The sequence below is a fragment of the Microbulbifer sp. NBRC 101763 genome, assembly GCF_040371615.1.
Classification (GTDB): Bacteria; Pseudomonadota; Gammaproteobacteria; order Pseudomonadales; family Cellvibrionaceae; genus Microbulbifer; species Microbulbifer variabilis.
Window position 1 is genome coordinate 167,217 of record NZ_BAABQV010000009.1, and the last position, 20,080, is coordinate 187,296.

18 protein-coding genes and 1 tRNA gene are annotated in these 20,080 nt (G+C 51.7%); 6 read left to right on the plus strand and 13 right to left on the minus strand.

The features are described 5' to 3' along the window. The first annotated feature begins 37 nt into the window (after positions 1–37). The 3 genes from nspC (at position 38) to ABWV76_RS20510 (ending at position 2,952) form a co-directional block, all read left to right on the plus strand. A complete protein-coding gene (nspC, locus tag ABWV76_RS20500; protein ID WP_353377118.1) occupies positions 38–1,231 on the plus strand; it encodes a carboxynorspermidine decarboxylase in 1,194 nt (397 codons plus the stop codon). 74 nt (positions 1,232–1,305) lie between these two features. Further along, on the plus strand, positions 1,306–2,175 hold the full coding sequence (gene speB / locus ABWV76_RS20505) for an agmatinase (protein ID WP_020411620.1): 870 nt from the start codon (positions 1,306–1,308) through the stop codon (positions 2,173–2,175). Between the two features lie 108 nt (positions 2,176–2,283). Then, on the plus strand, positions 2,284–2,952 hold the full coding sequence (locus ABWV76_RS20510; protein ID WP_353377109.1) for a DUF6515 family protein: 669 nt from the start codon (positions 2,284–2,286) through the stop codon (positions 2,950–2,952). On the opposite strand, the gene ABWV76_RS20515 is transcribed toward ABWV76_RS20510, so the two are convergent. From ABWV76_RS20515 to rpsF, 6 genes are all read right to left on the minus strand, one after another. After that, the gene (locus ABWV76_RS20515) at positions 2,942–4,033 is read right to left on the minus strand and encodes a winged helix-turn-helix domain-containing protein (RefSeq protein ID WP_353377110.1); all 1,092 of its coding nucleotides are present in this window, start codon (positions 4,031–4,033) and stop codon (positions 2,942–2,944) included. The genes ABWV76_RS20510 and ABWV76_RS20515 overlap by 11 nt on opposite strands. Positions 4,034–4,087: 54 nt before the next feature. Continuing rightward, positions 4,088–5,530, minus strand: a complete 1,443-nt coding sequence (gene dnaB / locus ABWV76_RS20520) for a replicative DNA helicase (protein ID WP_020411623.1) — start codon at positions 5,528–5,530, stop codon at positions 4,088–4,090. Positions 5,531–5,638: 108 nt separating this feature from the next. Then, positions 5,639–6,085 carry a 50S ribosomal protein L9 gene (gene rplI / locus ABWV76_RS20525; protein ID WP_020411624.1) on the minus strand — a complete coding sequence of 149 codons (447 nt, stop codon included), beginning with the start codon at positions 6,083–6,085 and terminating at the stop codon, positions 5,639–5,641. 37 nt (positions 6,086–6,122) lie between these two features. Further along, on the minus strand, positions 6,123–6,965 hold the full coding sequence (locus ABWV76_RS20530) for a hypothetical protein (protein WP_353377111.1): 843 nt from the start codon (positions 6,963–6,965) through the stop codon (positions 6,123–6,125). A gap of 43 nt (positions 6,966–7,008) precedes the next feature. Next, positions 7,009–7,239, minus strand: a complete 231-nt coding sequence (gene rpsR, locus ABWV76_RS20535; RefSeq protein WP_020411626.1) for a 30S ribosomal protein S18 — start codon at positions 7,237–7,239, stop codon at positions 7,009–7,011. A 12-nt stretch (positions 7,240–7,251) separates the two neighbouring features. Then, the gene (gene rpsF, locus ABWV76_RS20540; protein ID WP_020411627.1) at positions 7,252–7,695 is read right to left on the minus strand and encodes a 30S ribosomal protein S6; all 444 of its coding nucleotides are present in this window, start codon (positions 7,693–7,695) and stop codon (positions 7,252–7,254) included. A 364-nt stretch (positions 7,696–8,059) separates the two neighbouring features. Between rpsF and ABWV76_RS20545 the strand changes: the two genes are divergently transcribed. Continuing rightward, positions 8,060–8,890 (plus strand): alpha/beta fold hydrolase, encoded by an 831-nt coding sequence (locus ABWV76_RS20545; RefSeq protein WP_020411629.1) that lies wholly within the window; start codon positions 8,060–8,062, stop codon positions 8,888–8,890. Positions 8,891–9,103: 213 nt separating this feature from the next. Then, a complete protein-coding gene (locus ABWV76_RS20550) occupies positions 9,104–9,907 on the plus strand; it encodes an isocitrate lyase/PEP mutase family protein (RefSeq protein ID WP_020411630.1) in 804 nt (267 codons plus the stop codon). Positions 9,908–10,035: 128 nt separating this feature from the next. On the opposite strand, the gene ABWV76_RS20555 is transcribed toward ABWV76_RS20550, so the two are convergent. The 6 genes from ABWV76_RS20555 to rnr form a co-directional block, all read right to left on the minus strand. Further along, positions 10,036–11,316, minus strand: coding sequence for a hypothetical protein (locus ABWV76_RS20555; protein ID WP_353377112.1), 1,281 nt, complete (start codon positions 11,314–11,316; stop codon positions 10,036–10,038). A gap of 81 nt (positions 11,317–11,397) precedes the next feature. Then, positions 11,398–11,946 (minus strand): hypothetical protein, encoded by a 549-nt coding sequence (locus ABWV76_RS20560; protein ID WP_020411632.1) that lies wholly within the window; start codon positions 11,944–11,946, stop codon positions 11,398–11,400. Between the two features lie 60 nt (positions 11,947–12,006). After that, the gene (locus ABWV76_RS20565) at positions 12,007–12,576 is read right to left on the minus strand and encodes a hypothetical protein (RefSeq protein WP_353377113.1); all 570 of its coding nucleotides are present in this window, start codon (positions 12,574–12,576) and stop codon (positions 12,007–12,009) included. 18 nt (positions 12,577–12,594) lie between these two features. Further along, on the minus strand, positions 12,595–13,152 hold the full coding sequence (locus ABWV76_RS20570) for an RNA polymerase sigma factor (protein WP_020411634.1): 558 nt from the start codon (positions 13,150–13,152) through the stop codon (positions 12,595–12,597). Between the two features lie 243 nt (positions 13,153–13,395). Beyond that, complete coding sequence (gene rlmB / locus ABWV76_RS20575; protein WP_020411635.1) at positions 13,396–14,151, minus strand: 23S rRNA (guanosine(2251)-2'-O)-methyltransferase RlmB; 756 nt, start codon at positions 14,149–14,151, stop codon at positions 13,396–13,398. 15 nt (positions 14,152–14,166) lie between these two features. After that, positions 14,167–16,905 (minus strand): ribonuclease R, encoded by a 2,739-nt coding sequence (gene rnr / locus ABWV76_RS20580; protein ID WP_353377114.1) that lies wholly within the window; start codon positions 16,903–16,905, stop codon positions 14,167–14,169. A gap of 245 nt (positions 16,906–17,150) precedes the next feature. On the opposite strand from rnr, the gene ABWV76_RS20585 reads away from it, so the two are divergent. Further along, positions 17,151–17,237 (plus strand) — tRNA-Leu (locus ABWV76_RS20585). A gap of 197 nt (positions 17,238–17,434) precedes the next feature. Here ABWV76_RS20585 and ABWV76_RS20590 read toward each other — a convergent pair. Beyond that, positions 17,435–20,080: beta strand repeat-containing protein (locus ABWV76_RS20590; protein ID WP_353377115.1), on the minus strand; the 2,646-nt coding region annotated here is incomplete at its 5' end.

A 20,080-nucleotide genomic window follows, 5' to 3' on the forward strand; every position in this document is an offset into this window, starting at 1 on the left:
AGTGCCCATCCCGTCGCATCAGGATATAACGCCACCCATGGACCTCACTCCCCGCGTAGATTATTTCGGTCACTTTGATCCCCACCGCGTACCCTCCCCCTGTTTTGTCGTCGATGAAACTGCCTTGCGCGATAATCTGGCAGTACTCGCCGATGTACAGAAGCGCAGCGGAGCCAAGGTACTCGCCGCTCTCAAGGCCTTTTCCATGTTCAGCACAGGGCCGATCGTGGCTGAGTACCTATCTGGCACCTGCGCCAGTGGGTTGTATGAGGCCAGGCTCGGCTTTGAAGAATACGGTGGTCGTGACCAGGGCAAAGAAGTACATGTATTCAGTGCCGGCTACAAAGATGAAGAGCTGCATGAAATACTGCAGTTTGCCCACCATGTAATCTTCAATTCCTTCTCCCAGTGGAAGCGCTATCGGGAGCTGTGCCTGGAAATGCAAAAGCAGCGCCCGGAATTGCGCTTCGGTTTGCGTATCAACCCTGAGCACTCGGAGGGCCACACCGATCTCTACGACCCCTGTGCTCCCTGCTCACGCCTGGGCATAGTGCGCTCCCTGTTCGAAGACGAATCCCTAGAAGGTATCAGCGGTCTGCACTTCCACACCTTATGCGAGCAGGATTTCAAACCACTGGAGCGCACCATCGCCGCGGTGGAGGAAAAGTTTGGCGATCTGCTTCCACAGATGGAGTGGATTAATTTCGGCGGCGGCCACCATATCACCCGCCGCGATTATCAGGTGGATGAGTTGGTTGAAGCCGTGCGCAGCTTTTCCAACAAGTACGATGTGCAGGTTTACCTTGAGCCGGGTGAGGCCATCTCACTATTTGCCGGCATTCTGGTAGCAGAAGTGGTGGATACCGCCTGGAATGGCCAGAATCTGGCCATTCTTGATGCCTCCGCAACCTGCCATATGCCGGATGTCCTGGAAATGCCATACCGCCCTGAAATTACCGGTGCTGCACGCCCCGGTGAGCTGCCCCACACCTATCGCCTGGGTGGACAGAGCTGCCTGGCCGGAGACAGTATCGGTGAGTACAGTTTTCACGATCCACTCCGGGTCGGAGAGCGCCTGGTGTTCGAGGAAATGGCTTACTACACCATGGTGAAAACCAACACATTCAATGGTATTCCCCTACCTGCCATAGCCCTGTGGAACTCGGAAACCGACGAGCTGAAAATGATCAAAAGCTTTGACTACGACGATTTCAAGGGACGGCTCTCTTAAGCGTCTGCCGATCGAGATTAAGATGCGGTGGGTCTCACAGAGACCCGACCCAGCCGCCTGAGGAACGAAATTTAATGTCAGAAAAAAATTATCCCATTTTTCTCGGCTCCGAAATTGAGCAGCCGAAACCGGAAGATGCGCTCTTTCATATCATCCCTATACCCTATGAAGAAACCGTCTCTTACGGCGGTGGTACCGGTAAGGGCCCAGCCTCCATCCTCGAGGCCTCCTGGCAGCTGGAGACTTTCGATAACTTCTCCAATCCATGTGATCTGGGCATCTACACCCGCCCACCCGTATCGGTTTCCGGTCCTGCAGAGCAGGTGATGGATAATATCGCCACAGTCACCAAGGAGGTGCGGGCACTGGGAAAAATGCCGGTAGGCATCGGCGGCGAGCATTCAGTGACCTGGGGCATTATCAAAGGCCTGCTGGATGCCGGAGAAACTGACTTTGGCGTAGTGCAAATTGATGCCCACGCCGACTTGCGCGATCGCTATGAGGGCCATAAACATAGCCATGCCAGTGTTATGCGCCTGGTGGTAGAGGCCGGTGTACCCCTGTTCCAGCTGGGAATTCGTGCCTACTGCGAAGAGGAGATGCAGGCGCGCAAGGACTACAACGTGGGGTACCTGGACGCTCACCAGCTGGTACCCAACAACATACAGGAATTCCAGTTACCGGACAATTTCCCCAAAAAAGTCTTCTTTACTCTGGATGTAGATGGTATGGATCCATCGGTCTTCCCATCCACCGGCACTCCGGTCCCCGGCGGCCTCGGCTGGTATCAAACCCTCAACTTGTTCGAGTCTGTGGCACAGCAAAGAGAGATAATTGGCTTCGATCTGCTTGAATTCGCGCCGATCGAGGGCTTTCATGCCTACGACTTCGCCGCTGCACAGCTAATGTACAAACTGATGGGTATCATCCAGCGCAACCGCTGACCAAGGCTCCACTCCGGCGCTTTGACAATTCTTAACCAATTATCCTGTCTTTACTGTCAGAATAAGGGTTAGTATGTCGATGTGAGTAATCACTTCGCTGGAGAGACTGTGAACAAGTTGAATTTAGTTCTTGGCGCCAGTGCCTTCATTGCGCTGGCGGCTTTTGCATTTAGCCCCTCTGCAGATGCACGCGGCTATGAGCGCGGGGGCGATCACCACCATCACCGAGGTGGTGGCTACTATCGCGGCCCCCGTGTTTCCGTTGGGTTTATCGCTCCCATATTACCCAGGGGCCATGTTCGCGTTGCCGTAGGCGGGCACCCTTATTACTACCACGGTGGACACTTCTATCGCCATGGCCCAAGGGGTTATGTCGTCGTTAATGCGCCTCTGGGTGCTTCAGTTGTAACACTGCCAAGTAGAGCCGTGCAGGTTCAAGTGGGGGGGGCGACCTACTACCGATATGCTGATGCCTATTACCAGTGGGTTCCTGCCAGCCGTACTTATGTGGTGGTAGCACCACCGGCTCCCGTCGCTGTAGTACCGGTTCCAGCGCCAGTAGTAGCCGTCCCAACAGTGGCTCCCGCTCCAGCCACAGTTCCCGCCACCCCAAATCCAGGCCCCGACGGTTTTCAGCCTGGCCAGGTAGTGGAAACTCTACCTACAGGTTATGCAGCTGAGATCATCAATGGCATTCAGTACTACCGCTATGGCGGTAACTATTTTATGCCTACCCAGCGCGATGGTCGCGAAGTCTACGTAGTCGTCAAGCTGTAAGCGCTGTTTCGCTTTCCAGCCCGTGAAAGCGGGCAAACTGCCCCAGAGCCCGGTGGTAACTCGCCTCGAGAGACACGCCGGGCTTTTCTTTCCAGTGCTGACTCTCTACCCGCAACAACCCCGCGTCCCGGTCAGCCTTCAGATCAACGAGCCCCACAAATCTGTCTCCGTATAAAATCGGCAGGCAGAAATAGCCGTAACGGCGCTTAGCCGCCGGTACATAGCACTCCAGCTGGTATTCAAAACCAAACAGGCGGCGCAAGCGCTTGCGCTGCAATATCAAAGGGTCAAAAGGCGATAAAAGTCGCACCTTGCGCGATGGTCGCCCCAGGCTCTGCTCCAACTGTTCGGTCAGCACCAGCTCTTTACCATGGGGGGTCAGCTCTCCAGTCGCCAACATGCTATCTGCTGCCAGCTGAATAAGAGGTTTATCTTCCCGGCGCAGGTAGGCAATTTCCTCGATGCGGCCAATACCTTGGCAGCCAAGAAAAGTGCGCACCAGATGGCTGCCATATTCCAGCTTCGAAGCGGCTTGGGTCAGTGTATTTGCCGGCAGTATCCGCTCCGAAAGATCGAAGACTTTTTGAAAGCCCTCACGGTGGCTGACCATCAATTCACCTTCGTGAAACAGCTGCTCAAGGGCTTTCTTTTCATCGGACCACTCCCACCACCCGCTTTTGGTGCGCACAAAATCACTGGCCCGCAAAGCGCCTTCATCACGCACTCGATCCAGCACATAGCGACATAACTTGGCGTTTTTCTCAAACCAGTGGCGCTGGCCCGCGCGAATACGATCCATACGCACCCGCGCATAGGGGTAGTGGGCCATTGGCAGATAGGCGGCGGCGTGGGACCAGTATTCGAAAATTTCGCGACGCTGCTCCGCTTCAGCCAGGTGTGATTCGCGGTAACGGGGCAAGCGAATGTAAAGCTGGTGATGGTGGGCCCTGGTAATTCGCTGGATAGCATCAAGCTGTAAAGCGCCCAGGTGTTGCAATAGCCGTGAAAGTCCCCCATTCCAGGGGCTGTGGATAAACTGTTTCTGCAGCACCAAGGCGCGAATCTTTTGCTCGGATAACAATATATGACCCCCTTGGATCCCGATGCTCGGCAGCCCCAAACTTAGCGGAAGGGATTACTCGCCCTGGTAGTATTCCGCCGCCAAGTTATCGAAGCGAGTATATTTACCGACAAAGGCCGCGCGGCAGGTACCAATCTCACCGTTACGCTGCTTGCCGATAATCAGCTCAGCCATGCCTTTGTCCGGGCTGTCCTCGTTGTAGTACTCGTCTCGGTAGATAAACAGGATTACGTCTGCGTCCTGCTCAATCGCCCCAGATTCCCGTAGGTCTGAGTTCATCGGTCGCTTGTTGGGGCGCTGTTCCACCCCCCGATTGAGCTGCGACAGAGCAATCACGGGGCATTCATATTCCTTTGCCAATGCCTTGAGAGAGCGGGAAATCTCAGAGATCTCCTGGGTACGCCCCTCGGTAGTGCCCTTCACCTGCATCAGCTGCAGGTAGTCCACCATAATCATGGCGGGCATACTCTTGGCCTCTGCATCCTCACGGCTCAGCTTGGGATTCTCACGCATTAATTTATTGATGTGATCGCGCACGGTGCGCTTGGTGCGCGCGCGTACCTCACTGGGACTGAGCGCCGGGGTATCGTCAATATACAGCGCCTTGCCCTTCATCTTCTGCACAGCGCTGGAGAGCTTGGGCCAATCCTCTTCCTGCAGCTTGCCGTTCCTGATTCTCCCTTGGTCGATACGGCCAATGGAGGACAACATCCGCATCACCAGGCTATCCGAGGGCATCTCCATACTGAAAATCAGCGTTGGGCGCTCCTGCAGCAACATGGCGCTCTCAATGAAATTCAACGCCAACGCGGTCTTGCCCATGGAAGGACGCGCCGCGAGAATAACCAGCTCTCCCGGTTGCCAGCCGGAGGTGCGCTGGTCCAGTTCGGTGAGACCGGTGCTGAGGCCGGTGATATCGCCCTCGGTCTTGAATAGCTCGTCGATACGCTCGACAGTCTTCTTCAGCAGGGTATCTACACCGACGAAGCCGCCCTCTTTGGCACGCCCCTCGGCAATTTCCGCTACCCGGCGCTCGGCCATCTGCAACAGATCGGCAGAGGCGAGGCCACCGGGGTTAAAACTGGTGCGGCTGATCTCACCGGCAGCGGCGATCAGCTGGCGCAGCATGGAGCGCTCTCGCACTATCTTGGCGTAGGCGACGATGTTTGCTGCGGAGGGAGTATTCTCGGCCAATTCCGCCAGGTAGACAGGGCCACCTACTTCACCGAGCAGATCGCGGCTGGTGAGGCCTTCAGCGAGAGTGACGATATCCAGGGGCTGCTCGCCATCACTCAGCTCGCGCATGACCGCAAAAATCTTGCGGTGGCTGGCACTGAAAAAGTCCTCTTCACTCAGCTGTTCGGCAACGGCATCGATACGGCCCGGGTCCAGCATCAGACCACCCAGCACTGACTGTTCCGCCTCTACCGAATGCGGTAGCGGTGAACTCTCCTCACTGTGGATCTCTTCTTCAGGATTGGCGTATTCGTCGATCATTGGACTTTACTGTATTCCAGAAACAAAACAGGCGCTGACCCGACAGGGAGCAGCGCCCGATTGTAGCGCGGCCGGCGCTCAAGGCACCAACCACTCGTCAGCAAAACCTTACTCGGCTTCGATAACGACTTTAACTGCAGCAATTACGTCAGAGTGCAGCTGTACGTCTACATCGTACTCACCCACTTCGCGCAGAGCGCCTTCCGGCAGCTTCACTTCAGCTTTAGCTACTTCAACGCCACCAGCGGTGATCGCTTCAGCGATATCGCGGGTGCCGATAGAACCGAACAGCTTACCTTCGTCGCCAGCGTTAGCTGCGATGGTAACAACCAGGTCGGCCAGTTTGGTAGCACGGCTCTCAGCTTCAGCCAGCTTAGCGGCAGCAGCGGCTTCCAGTTCAGCGCGCTTAGCTTCGAACTCAGCAACGTTAGCTGCAGTAGCCGGAATTGCTTTACCAGTCGGCAGCAGGAAATTGCGGCCAAAACCGGCTTTAACATCAACGCGGTCACCCACGTTGCCCAGTTTGCCTACTTTATCGAGCAGAATAACTTCCATCTCGGTTTCCTCAATTTCTGTATTGTGCGGTGCGCGCCTACTTTGAGGAGCGTCCGCGAATATCTATCCAGCTATCTACCAGGGCCAATCCACACAGGAATCCAGCCAGGGGCAGCCCACCAATCACCAGCATCACATACATCGCTACCAGGGGAGCTATCCCCCAATTGCGGCTAGCGACCAGCCAGTGAATCAGCGCGATGCCCGCCACCTCTAACGGGAAGGCAATAACTGCTCCCCAGAAGGCATAGCCCGGTGTTACCAGGCAGAGCACCCACAACAGCATACTTACTGCCGCCAACCATAGCGGCAAGCGCAGCTGGTGAAACTCCTGGCGGAAACCACCGGGGTTGTACAACAGCGCCTGCCAGTAGCGCCCCAGTACCAGGGCCAGCGTGGCACTAATTACCAGCACCCAGCTCCAGTAACCGGCGAATTGTAAATCGCCTGGAAATACCTTCTTCAGCTCATCGAGCGGAACAGTGTTTGGTTGTTCCGCAGCTGTCTCCAGTACCTGAAGGAATCCCTGCAGGAGACCACCGCTGAAGTAGGAGGTGAGCAATATGCCCACAGCCGAGATTGCCGTTAATGCGAGCAGTGCGGCAACCCAAGAGCGGCTGCTGCGCAGCACCGTAGCACCGCAAAATACTGCTGCAAAAGAGCTGGCGGAAACACCAGTCACCAGGGGAGGCACATGGCCACTCATACCTGCAACGACAACCGGTAACAGCGCCCAGGCCAAAACCATCAGGCCGTCACTGCCACCTCGACGTAAACTCACCAAAGCGAGGATCGCCGGGCTTATCACGGGAATCCCCACCATAGTGAGGATTACCGCCCTGACGCGTCCGCGCATAATAAATTCAGCTACGGCGCGCATAGTTAGATAGCTTCTCTATTAATGAGTCTAAGCAAACTGCGGCTTAGGCTTCGTGGCTGTCCGTGTACGGCAGCAGGGCCAGGTAGCGAGCGCGCTTGACCGCAGTGGCCAGCTGGCGCTGATACTTGGCTTTGGTACCGGTAATACGGCTAGGAACAATCTTGCCAGTCTCAGAGATGTAGGCTTTCAGGGTATCGAGATCTTTGTAGTCGATACGCTTAACACCTTCAGCAGTGAAACGGCAGAACTTGCGACGACGGAAAAAACGTGCCATCTGATAATCCCCTTACTCTTCGCTTTCAGCGTTATCGGAAGAAGCTTCTGCAGCGTCAGAAGAAGGCTTTTCTTCTTCAGCGCGCTCGCGACGCTCGGTGCGCTCTGCACGTGCAGCCTTGCGCTCACGGCTCTCTTTTTCCGCTTTCATGATCGGGCTCTCTTCAGTGATCGCCTCGTCTTCACGAATTACCAGATTACGGATAACCGCATCGTTGTAACGGAAGTTGGTGGTCAGTTCCTCCAGAGCCTCTTCGGTGCACTCAACATTCATCAGAATGTAGTGGGCTTTGTGGATCTTGTTGATCGGGTAAGCCAGACGGCGACGGCCCCAGTCTTCCATGCGGTGAACTTCACCACCAGTGTCCTTGATGGCAGCGGTATAGCGCTCCACCATGCCAGGTACCTGTTCGCTCTGGTCCGGGTGAACCAGGAATACAATTTCGTAATGACGCATTTTAGCTCCTTACGGGTTAATCAGCCTTCCGGACAGTCCGGTAAGGCAAGGAGTACAACAAGCACGGGAATACCGAGCCCATTGCGGGCGGCGTATTCTAGGCAGTTGCGGATTTGGTTGCAAGTTGATCAATTACTTTAGGGCAGTGCCTTCGCCAACCCGGTTGCAAGTTGATCAATTACTTTAGAGTGGTACTTTGGCCAGTCCGATAAGCGGTTGATCAACTCCCTGAGCCCACAGCCTTTTGTGGAACTTGCAACTGAAGCACCATTTGCATCGATTAAGCTACTGAAGTGCGCGGTCTGGTCATGGGTTTGCACTGATGAACTGGCATATAGTGCCTCCCATTGAAGGGAGAAGTACCATGCCCCAAGAAACCCATAACCTCACTTTTGGCGCCTTCCAGGTTCCAATCACCACTGCCCACAATGGCGAAGGCCCCCTCGCCCTAGTAATTCCCGCCATGGGCGTCCCGGCTGACCGCTACCGGCTATTGCTGGAGGAATTACAACGGCTCGGTTATAGCACCGCAATCACTGAGTTGCCGGGTACCGGTGAAAGCTTGCCACGTCCTAACCGACATGCAGACTATGGCTACAACGATCTGGTGTTTTCCTTTATCCCACAGTTGTTGGCATTGCTGGAGAAGTCATTCCCCGGTGGTCCCGCCCTGATCCTGGGCCACAGCATCGGCGGCCAGACCAGCACCTTAGCTGCACGAGCCGGCCTCACAGGTAATGCCAGGGTGGTAACCATCGCCTCAGGTCATGTCGACCATCGTAGTTGGCACGGGCTAAGACGCTACGCTTTATTAGCCTTTGCGGCGATTGCCAGCATCACCTCCAGTTTGCTTGGCTACTTCCCTGGCGCACGAATGGGGTTTGGCTGGCGCGAGGCCAGGAGGTTGATGAAAGACTGGGCAAGCTCCATATTCAGCGGCCGCTTCGCTCCAGAAAAGTCGTTTGGTGATCGCCAACAAGCCAAACATCCTACCTTGCATATCGCATTGGCTGGGGACCCCTTTGCCCCCATGCCGGCTGCACGCAAGCTAGCTGCGATTGTCGGTGGCGAAACCCAGGAAATGTCCGCAACCTACCCTAAGGGAAACCCACACCTCTCCTGGATCAAAAATCCACGCCCAATAATTGCAGTAGTGGATAGCTGGCTGGCTCGGCAACCCGCGACTTCCCCCTAATTAAAAGGCAACCCTGCCTGGAGCCATTCGATACTGATTCCAGGCAGGAACTGTTCAGACACTTTTCTAATTACCTGCCTTGAATCCTAAGCGACTCCCTTCCCTGCCAGTTTCTCCTGTCCATGTCCGTTTCTGGCCAGCACCCCTCAAGCTGCCAAGGTATTTTCCCTTCTACCGCCAAACAGGCAAAAAATGATTACCAGAGGATAAACAATGGAAACTACCGACTCAGAACAGTTCAATGCTTTGCACCAAAGCTGCAAGCCTCTCATTTTGCCCAATATTTGGGATGCTGCCAGTGCACAGCTTTGCCAGGCAGCAGGCGCCCGCGCAATTGCCACCAGCAGTGCCGCCCTCGCCTGGTCACTGGGGTACGCCGATGGCGGCAAACTGCCACTAGCGGAGCATCTGGGAGCCATCAAACGTATTCTGCGTGTTTCCCGTGTACCAGTATCCATAGATCTTGAGGACGGCTATAGCGACAACCCCACACAAGTTGCCGAGCTAGTCAGGACCTTAAGCAAACTCGGTGTAGCTGGAATCAATATTGAGGATGGCAACAAAAATCCGCAACTACTGTGTGAAAAAATTACAGCCATTAGATCTGTCCTGCAGAAACGACCATTTTTTATTAATGCGCGCACCGATATTTATCTGAATGAGGAAGATAACAACGAAGATTCACTCGTAGAAGTAACTCAAAGACTTACACGATATCAAACTGCAGGAGCCAACGGCGGATTTATTCCGGGCCTAACCTCTTTGGAGGATGCCCATTACCTCACAAAAAATATCTCTATGCCCCTTAATTTAATGTTGTTGCCGGGAATGGAAACACCCCTGCAATATTGGAAGGCTGGTATTCACAGACTCAGTAGTGGACCAGAACTATTCCTGTCTATTTATAACCTTTTTTATCAGCTCTCAGGCAATCTAGTAAAGAGTTACTCACCAATAGGAATGTTTGATCATCATCTGGACTATAACCATTTAAATGATGAGGCGATGAAATTATAAAGGCTATCAAATTCGTTCTGAGTACGGATAGCTCTTGAGAAAACCAGCTGCCGACCATTTAATCAACAAGAGTCAGTAGCTGGCGTATCCAATTAAAATATTAAAGAATTAGGCATTATTACTTTTACTCAGAAGGTATAACCAATCCCGAGACTGAATTCACTCTTATCATAGGTATATACGTCTCGATTTTCTTCATTATCGATATGTTGGTATTTCCCACTTACACTGAAATTGGGAGTAATCCTGTACTTTGCTCCCATCCAGGAGCGGACCCGGTCTGACTCGCGCTGGTAGGAGTCAACATTACCTTGACTATCCGTAATGCGGTTTTTCTCACCGTAGAGGCTGCGACGATATTCGATTCCGGTGGATAAATGCCATTTTGGAGAAATTTTCCAGTCTAGGCTTCCCCCCAGCGCATGACGTGCAGGGGAGTAACTATAATAATCGCCCCCGATTTTTTCCTGCCCTTCACGGTCATTATCATCGTAACGGTAGAACAATCTTGTCTCAGTAAAAAATACAGGCCGCTGCCAACTAAGTTCAGCGCGCTGGCGCCACCCATCCAGATAAGCATACTCCTCACCCCCTGAGTAATAGCCCGGACTAAATGTGAAACTTACAAGCGAGCGCCCCCAGGCTTTTGCCATCTTTGCCAGCAGTAATGCCTGCCGGCTGACTGGCTCTCCACCTAAGGTAACCATCTCAGCAGCCAGTCCCAGCTCAGTATTCCAACCCAACCATTGACGATCACGGGAAAGAGCCGTACGAACGCTGGCAAGGTCCAAGTTCTCATACTCCTCATATTTCCGTCCAAATCCGTATCCGTGTACCCGCCAGCCATTATTTTTAGTGCCGCTCAGTCGATATTGGCCCCAGGCAAAAAGCTCCGCAAAATTGTCTGCGCCTATCGTTGAATCCGACAAGATTTCATTGTGCAGCGCAAAGGCATTGTCATCGCGGCCAGCGCTTAGGCTCATCGTTGCCAGCCAGGGCAACTCCTTTTCGCCACGATTATCTCCAGCTAAATAATTCAAGCGATGAGCAGCCATATTTCGTAACTTTTCCGTAGCAGCGCCCTCTCGTACAATGCGATAGTGCTTCGCTGCTATCAAGTTACGTTTATCACGCTCTGCAGCAAGCGCCAAATTGTAACGTGCCAAATCTCGCCACTTGGCATCATTCAACAAACCATGAAAATAAATTGTGGCCGCGGAATAGCGTTTGAGCTTCATCAGGGTAACACCGATGTTATACCTGAGCTTTGCGGAATTGTTACCAGACTCCACCTCAACTTCAAAGTATTTCAGTGCTTTTTTATATTTCCCCTGTTTGAATGCTTCAGTACCTGTATTGAAAGATTCTCCAGCCGTTACCGCCAATGGAGAAAGTATCAGCTGTGCCAAAAGCACAATTCCACCCAAAGTATTCCGCACCACCATTTACCTCTATAAGTCCTTTTATTGGCCATCCATGCATTCAATCAACTATGTATCGGAATCCTCTGGCAAGTTCTCTCGAGCCTGCTCAAAAAGAGCATTGAGATCCACTGTAATTTGCTCACGTATATCCGCAGGCAGGCTATCGAGAATGTCCTGCATCATTTGTTCAATGACTCCCTGTATCTCCGCACCAGAGAGTGCGCTTTTTACCGCCTCCTCAATACCCTCACGGGCTGTTTCAGCTGCGCGTAGGGCCTCCTCTCTTGCAGCCTCTGCCGAGAGGCGTGCATTGGCAATTAATTCCTGATGACGAGCCATAGCTTCATTAACTATTTCCTCAAGTTCTTCACTTTCCCGGCCGCCCTCTTCCCGCGCTGCTGCAACAGCGGCCATTACAGCAGCCATGGTTTCCTCGGCAATTTCCTGCAGATTTGGAGGCAATTCGATATTGTTCATCACATCGAGAGCATCCTCAGTTTCCTCGACTACTGTCAACGTGAGATCCAGATCTGATGGCATGTCCTGCCCCATTACCGACCCCGCATGTAGCACTGCTGCTGTGATACCTACCGCTAATAATCCCTTTTTCCACATTGCCCGTTACCTCCGGCTTTCAGATCAGATCCAATAAATTAGTCATCACACTTTCGAAACTTAAAGCTTGGTTAGGTTTTGACGCAGCAATTTGCTGGACCCGCGATATTTAACCTCAACCAAAATTTCTCCCGCCGCTTTTTCATTCGATATTTTCACTGGTAGTGAAAGACGATTCCTGCCGGCAAAAATATCGGTTTCCCACTGCAAGACTTTTCTGTGCTCATAGCCATCGAATGAAACATTATCTGGTAGCACGATACGGATTATTGCTCCAAGCATTTGCTGTTTACTGTGCAGAACAAAATGCACGGAACGAACTTCCGACAACCTGCTTGGCACTGGCTCCTGGGCTGTGTAATTGGCGACAGGAGACTTGATGCCTGGCAGAAGTACAAACACTGTACTCATGGTGAGAAAAATCAGTGCCACTAATCCAAGGCGCACCAGAGAATCACCAACAATTTTCAGCCCAGATATCTCCGCGCGAAATTCAGGACCTCGTTGCTGTAACGCTCTGCGCAATAACCGTATTTCAAAGCCATTATCTGGCTCATCAAGTGGCAATGCACGTAACTGTCGCCGCAATTCATCATCACTTAACAGATTTACAAATTCTCTTTCCGGCATTGGCTTGTCCTCTACCTGTTAACACGGATGAACCTCACCAATGGTTCCCTCAGTAATAATTTTTTTTAATTTTTTATGGGCGCGATGCAAACGCGATTTTACGGTACCAACATTTATGTCGAGGATTTCTGCCACCTCACTGGCGGTGTACCCTTCCACATCGTGTAAAAGCACAACATCACGCCAACCCGGCCCCAACATTAGCAATGCTCGATTCAAAAGGCGCTCAAGATCCAGGTTGCTACAATGCTCAGATCTTCCATCGCTGCAGCTTTCTACATCCTGCAAGTCGAAACTTTCATCAATTGGCGATGCGCACTGTCTGCGATAAAGATCCACATAGCGGTGATAAAGCACCTTGACTAACCAAGGCCCCAGGCGTTCGGTTTTCTCTAGGATCGAAACTTTATTTAACAAGCCAGACAATACATCCTGTACCAAGTCTTCCGCGTCTACACGACTCCCCGTCCAGCGATAAGCCATGCGATACATGGTGCGAATATATGGGTAAACCAGGCCAGAGAAATGCTCCTGGCTGGAACGTTTGTGAAACAATGCTTTTGGCCAGGTGTACAAACCACTACCCCCGGATTTCTTGGATAATAAAATCGCACCCAAGTGCCTACAAAAAGAGTGACACTGCGCAAGTAGACGAAAAAATCGAAAAGCGTTCGTTGTGCGAGCTGTGCAAGAAATCTAGCAGCGTAGAAATAAGAAGTAGGGAAAAGGTATATTTACGCGTGAACTTGGGTGACGAAGGAGGACCCCGGTAGCCTTAGCCGCCGGGGGTAAGTGTGATAAAGGGGCAAAGAGCAGTGCCTAGCTACTGCGTTGACGCACCGCTTCAAACAGGCAGACACCCGTGGCAACTGAAACATTTAAACTGCTAACCTCACCTGCCATAGGAATTTTAATCAGGTGATCACAGTGTTCACGTGTCAATCTGCGTAAGCCGCTACCTTCAGCCCCCATCACCAATGCCAGCGGGCCTGTCAGTTGGCTCTGGTAAACATCCTGCGTAGCCTCTCCCGCCGCACCAAAAATCCACACGCCTGCCTGTTGCAATTGCTGCAAAGTGCGTGCGAGATTAGTCACTGTGACAAAGGGCAGCACTTCAGCAGCTCCACAAGCAACTTTTCGGGCAGTTGGCGTTAGCCCGGCGGACTTATCCTTAGGAGCAATTACCGCATGAACACCAGCTGCCTCAGCGGAGCGCAGACAAGCTCCCAAGTTATGGGGATCTGTTACGCCATCCAGGACCAGCAGGAAGGGTACCTCACTTTCCTTTTCAAGCTGTTCCAACATCCCCATCAGGAATTTTTCATCGTGGACTTTTGTTTTACCAGCACAAATGGCAATAACGCCCTGATGATTCGCACTCTCATCAACTTTTTCATCCAGGGCACGGCGGTCAACAAAGCGTATGGCAATGTCATTTTTATCCGCCTGTTGAATAATTTTTTGTAAGCGTTGGTCTTTACGGCCACGCAATAACATCAGCTCCCGCACATGCTGTGGGGACCCTTTTAACAACGCCTGCACCGCGTGCAGGCCATACACCAGTTCTTGGCTCAATTTAATCCTCGATCACTATTTCTTTTTGCTTTTAGAAGAAGTTTTCTTCTTCTTTTTTACTTTGCCTGCGCGGGTCTTGGCCTTTTCTGCTTTCTGCGCCGCTTTGCGCGCAGCTACCGCAGGGCGCTTCCCACCTTTACGCGTAGGTGTACGCTTGCTGCCGCGACGCTTGACTGGAATATCTGTTTTTTGTTGATCCCCAGCCTCATCATCTGTCTTTTTCCTCGCAGAAGAAGATTTGCACTGCGCAGACTCCTCAACCAAAACGGTTTCTTTAGAGCCAACTTTACGTTTGCGGAAAGGGGCTACCTCCGTAGAGGTTTCCGCATGCTTAGCCCAGGGGTTAGATACTGCTTTACTTCCCATTTTCTTCTTCTTTTTGCTCCGACGTTCTCGCTCCTGCTGGTGCTCTACCGCCATTTCCATCGCTCGAGCACTAACCCTGGTAGCCTCTTCCTTTTTACTCGCCGCACTATTTTGTTTACTGCGCGGTATCAACCCCTCAAGGATAAAATCGACCTTACGTTCCTCCAGGTCGACTCTTGCTACCTGTACAGTAACCGAATCGCCAAGGTGATATCGCTTGCCACTGCGCTCACCAATCAGCCGCTGATGAGCCTGCTCAAAGCGATAATAATCCTTCGGTAACGCAGTCACATGAATCAACCCCTCCACATAGAGGTTATCCAATTCAACAAACAAACCGAAACCGGTCACTGCACTGATCACCCCCGGGTAGACTTCGCCTACATGATCCTGCAAATATTCACACTTAAGCCAACTAACCACATCCCGTGTGGCGTCATCAGCGCGTCGCTCAGTCATGGAGCATTGCTCACCAAGCTGTAACATCGCTGGCATATCGTAAGGCAGTATCTGCTCCCGGCCGATAGGCTTGGCACCCGGCACTGCATGAACCTTTTTGGCTACAGCTTGCTCATTGGCGCTTCCATTACGAACCAACCAGCGCAGGGCTCTATGCAACAAGAGGTCGGGATAACGACGGATAGGTGATGTAAAGTGAGCGTAAGCTCGATAATCCAAACCAAAGTGGCCGCGATTTTCCGGCTGGTATACCGCCTGGTTCATGGAGCGCAGCAGCATCACTTGGATAATATGAGCATCTGCACGGCCCTCAATCTGCTCTAGCAACTCCTGGAAATCCCTGGGCTGAGGTTCGGCTCCACCTGGCAGACGCAGCCCCAGCTCCCCCAAGTATTCGCGCAGGTTACTGAGTTTTTCTTCCTTGGGAGCATCGTGCACACGGTAAAGTGAAGGCAGCCCTGATAGTTCCATCAGGTTCGCCGCACAGACATTAGCCGCCAACATGCACTCTTCAATTAGCTTGTGGGCATCATTTCGCTCAACAGGAATAATGCGCTCAATTTTGCGATTACTGTCGAAGAGAATACGGGTCTCGGTTGTCTCAAAATCGATAGCCCCACGACGGTCACGAGCTCCACGTAATGCCAGATACAAGTCATGCAGGTTATCTAGATGCGGAGTAAGAGTCGCAAACTGCTTGCGCGTACCGCTAGCCCGGTTATCGCGTTCTGCGAGTATTTGGCCAACCTGGGTATAGGTAAGGCGGGCATGACTGCGCATCACACCCTCGAAGAAACGGTAATTAAGAATTTCACCGGTTCGATCAATATGCATCTCACACACCACGCACAACCGATCTACCATTGGATTGAGAGAGCAGAGTCCATTGGATAATTTTTCCGGCAACATGGGCACCACGAAATCGGGGAAATACACTGAATTTCCACGACTGTGCGCCTCCTCATCCAAAGCGGAACCAGGGCGCACATAATGAGACACGTCGGCAATTGCCACCAGGAGCTTCCAGCTGTCATCTGCTTGCAACTCGCAGAAGACGGCATCGTCAAAATCTCGTGCGTCTTCACCATCAATAGTTACCAGAGGCAACTGGCGCAGATCTACTCGCGCCCTCTTGTCCTCCTCCAGCACCTCATCAGCAATTGCATCCACCTCTGCCTGAAGAGCGCCGGGCCACGTATGCGGAATTCCGTAATTGCGAATTGCGACATCAATCTCCATACCCGGCGCCAAGTGATCACCGAGCACCTCAATGACTTCTCCCTGGGGCACACGGTCACGCCCCGGTTGAGTCACGATTTTCACTACCACATACTGGCCGTGTTCCGTCCCCTCGGCATCCTCCGCCGCCACCATAATATCGAGATTAATACGGGGATTGTCAGGCCGCACAAAGCAGATGCCATTTTCCCGATAAAAGCGTCCAGCCAATTGCTCAGTGTTATGTTTAATAACCCGAACCACCGCACCTTCTCGCTTACCACGAAAACCGCCCGGGGTTTCTCGTACCAGGACTTCATCGCCATCAAATACTTTTCGCATCTGCCGGTGAGATAGAAACAAGTCCGTACCGCCATCACCGGGGATAACGAACCCGAAACCATCGCGGTGGCCAATAACACGACCGCGAACCAAGCTCATTTTATCCAGCACACCAAAATCGCCAGCGCGATTACTGGCAATCTGTCCATCACGAGACATAGCAATCAGGCGACGGCGTACCCCTTCCCGACGATCTTCGTCCTGAAGCTCCAAAAGCTCCGCTACTGTCTCCCAAGGCACAGGTCCAGCCTGTTGCTCTAAAAGCTGCAGTAGAAATTCACGACTAGGAACAGGTTTTTCATATTTCTCCGCCTCGCGCTGAGCATGCGGATCAGAAGCAAGGGGCTCTGAGGTATTCTTTTGTGTCAAAACAGCATCCGTTGTTGAGGTAGCCACCAACTATATGGTGACATCCGGAGGTTATCCGGTTAAAGGCAGGCGGCAGAGATAGAGAGTAATTGATCAAGATTTCGCCGCTATTGCACGCATTATAAGCGATTTCGCCAAATTTCCCCTAGCATCAGATGATATGTTGAAATAGGCGCAACAAAACCGTTGACACCCCCCTTCCGGATCCTTATAGTTCGCGTCCTCAACGAAACACACGTTGATTTGCCCAGGTGGCGGAATTGGTAGACGCGCTAGCTTCAGGTGCTAGTGACCTAACGGTCGTGGAGGTTCAAGTCCTCTCCTGGGCACCAATTCCTAAAAGGCTGACTCGAAAGAGTCGGCCTTTTTTTGTTGTGAAATACTTAAACTCTTAGCAAGTCTTCCTCCTTGATCCCTACCTTCTTCTGTTAAACGTCTTCCCCAAATTGCTGTAGTTAAGAGAAATAAAAAAGCCGGTCCTCAAGGGCCGGCTTTTTACTCAGAGAATAACTTTAATTACCGAGATAAATCAGCCCCCTGCACTGCCAGCCAAAGGTACTATCTCACCGATAACGTCAGCAGGTGCCTCGCTGACCCCCTCATCCAGCACTGCATCAAATTCCGAGCCTGGAACAGGTTCACCACCAGCAGAAACTGTAGAGGGCAATAGCTCCCCAGACTTAAGTCGCATCTCAGGAGAGTTCACTGCATCCACACCGCTACTATATGGTTTAACAGCGCTGAAAATTGCCGGGTCAACTTGGGTAAAATCCTCTACCGCATTTTGTACTGCAGATTTCAGCCCTTGAGAGGCCTGAGACCCTGCTATCGATTGAAGCTCATCACCAGTACTGGTAACGGTAGGGACTTGGCCAATAAAGTCCGGCTCATAGTAACTTACTGAATAAATATCCAGAGTGTCAGATACATCCAATCGTAAAGGATTAACTGACTCACCGATAATCGTCCACAGCTTCGTATCTGTGCCTAACTTCACAGTAGAGGCCGTAATATGGGTATCACCATATGTCTCGGCGGTTAGTGCTCCAAAGTTTGAGCTGGCCAATTCCACATTACCCCGGCCTGCATTTATCTCATCAATAACCAGGTCTCCCTGGGATAAAACACTGATATTAATATCTGCACCAGATGTCGCTATAGCAAGGGTATTCACTTCAACTTCAATATTTACATCACCAGCAACAGTCAACTCAGCTCTGCTAGCCTTAAGGCTGCCACCAATAGTATCCGATGAGCTGCTAGTAATATTAATATCGCCTTCACCATCATATCCAAGGCGCACACCACTGGCAGCGAATATGAGTCCGGCCCCATCCAAATTAAAGTTACTGGAATTATCTCCTCCATTTACGAAATCAAAACCTAAATCTGTCTCCAGTGTGAGCGAACCATCGGTATTATCCAGATATTCAAAACCGTCAAATATAAAATTACCTACAAGGTTACCGTTTGAATTTATCTGCCAAGTGGCCCCAGAGAGATTGTATTGGAAGGAGTCATTCCCACTTCCACCGGATAACTGTGTATTTTGAGCACTATCCGCATCTACTTGCACATAGTCATCACCAGCACCCAACGACACAGTACTGATAGTGGTTCCAGCCAATAGCACTGAATCATTGCCTGCCCCTGTATCAATTTCGGTGAGCGTTCCGCCTGACAGTTTGAACTGGTCACCCCCTCCACCAGCAAAAATAGATTCTACACCGCTGAAGATCAGGGTTTCGCCCGCGCTACTGACACTCTGTTGAGAGTCGCTAATATTCCATTCAGCATCTATATCTGCACCATAGATGACATCACTTCCGCTACCGGCAGTTAGACTTTCCAAGCCCTCAAAAGTCACTCCTCCAATGGTCATCGTATCCAGAGCACTGAACAGGTATTCACCGCTTACATCTTGTCCTACATATGTTCCTGCACCTTGAACTAGTTCGAGATTCTCAAAAACTACAGTTAAACTATTTACCAGAGCTTCAGCTCCACCATTTACCAGTGAGTTATTTGAACTTGTTGATGTCCAAACTGCCCCATCTGAGCTAACGGAATCGTTCCCGCCAGCACCATCTATTGTTTCGAGCCCGGTAAAATCAATTCCGGCCACACTGATATCGCCAGTAGAGCCCAACACGAAATCATCATTATCCTCGGTACCTAGCAATAAACTACCCGCACCGGTGGTGTTTACCGTCTCCAAGCCACTGAAGTTAATCCCCGCAGTTTTAAGAGCCTGGGCTCCTTGCAATTCAAAAAGCGCTGAGTCGTTAGTATTTGTCAGGACAGGAGTATTAGCGCTGAAGATGCCGCTAAATATAAGCGAGCCTGCAACAAGCTGATTTTCAGTCTCGGTTAGTGCTAATCCATCACTATAGGTACTGGCATCCAAGCTGTCCTCACCGCCATTGCCATCCACCGCTGACATACCAGTGATGGTCATACCATACACTTCAACATCTCCATCAGACACTAAAGTAAATGCATCTGCATTACCTGTGCCCAACAAATCTGCATTATTTACAGTAAGGGTTTCTACACCAGAAAAACTTATGCTGCTATTAGTGGCCTCGAAATTACTCCCCGCAAGAACCCAGTCTGCACCACTAGCCCCAACAACATTATCACTGCCTCCCTGCGCATCTACACTACCAACGCCGCTAAAGGCAATACCGTAACTTGTAACTGCATTGCTACCATCAACCACAAAATTGTCAGCATTACTGGTGCCGAACAATGTTCCTGTGAGAGCGGTAAAAATGCCATCAAAAATCAAACTCCCGGCCGATACTTGGTTATCAGCTCCAGTAAGAGCAAGACCATCAGCAAAAGAAACTGCATCCAGGCTGTTATTTCCTCCCTGGCCATCCACTGCAGACATTCCAGAGACAACCATTGAATAGGCTTCAACATCGCCATCAGACTGAAGAATAAATGCATCTGCACCGCTACTACCCAACAAGCTGGCATTGACCGCGGTGAGGGACTCTACATTGGAGAAGGTAATACTGCTGTTGCTGGCTTGTTTGCTGGTGCCGGTTAAGATCCAGTTGGCACCATCGGCACCGATCACACTGTCACTGCCATCCAGGGCATTGATCGTGCTCAAGCCGCTGAAGGCAATACCGTAGCTGCTGGCGGCATTGCTGCCATCAACCAC

Excerpts from the sequence above, each read along its gene's own strand:
- nspC (WP_353377118.1), top strand. The coding sequence starts at position 38 with ATGGACCTCACTCCCCGCGTAGATTATTTCGGTCACTTTGATCCCCAC.
- speB (WP_020411620.1), top strand. The coding sequence starts at position 1,306 with ATGTCAGAAAAAAATTATCCCATTTTTCTCGGCTCCGAAATTGAGCAG.
- dnaB (WP_020411623.1), bottom strand. The coding sequence starts at position 5,530 with ATGATCGACGAATACGCCAATCCTGAAGAAGAGATCCACAGTGAGGAG.
- rplI (WP_020411624.1), bottom strand. The coding sequence starts at position 6,085 with ATGGAAGTTATTCTGCTCGATAAAGTAGGCAAACTGGGCAACGTGGGT.
- ABWV76_RS20530 (WP_353377111.1), bottom strand. The coding sequence starts at position 6,965 with ATGCGCGCCGTAGCTGAATTTATTATGCGCGGACGCGTCAGGGCGGTA.
- rpsR (WP_020411626.1), bottom strand. The coding sequence starts at position 7,239 with ATGGCACGTTTTTTCCGTCGTCGCAAGTTCTGCCGTTTCACTGCTGAA.
- rpsF (WP_020411627.1), bottom strand. The coding sequence starts at position 7,695 with ATGCGTCATTACGAAATTGTATTCCTGGTTCACCCGGACCAGAGCGAA.
- ABWV76_RS20545 (WP_020411629.1), top strand. The coding sequence starts at position 8,060 with ATGCCCCAAGAAACCCATAACCTCACTTTTGGCGCCTTCCAGGTTCCA.
- ABWV76_RS20550 (WP_020411630.1), top strand. The coding sequence starts at position 9,104 with ATGGAAACTACCGACTCAGAACAGTTCAATGCTTTGCACCAAAGCTGC.
- ABWV76_RS20560 (WP_020411632.1), bottom strand. The coding sequence starts at position 11,946 with ATGTGGAAAAAGGGATTATTAGCGGTAGGTATCACAGCAGCAGTGCTA.
- ABWV76_RS20565 (WP_353377113.1), bottom strand. The coding sequence starts at position 12,576 with ATGCCGGAAAGAGAATTTGTAAATCTGTTAAGTGATGATGAATTGCGG.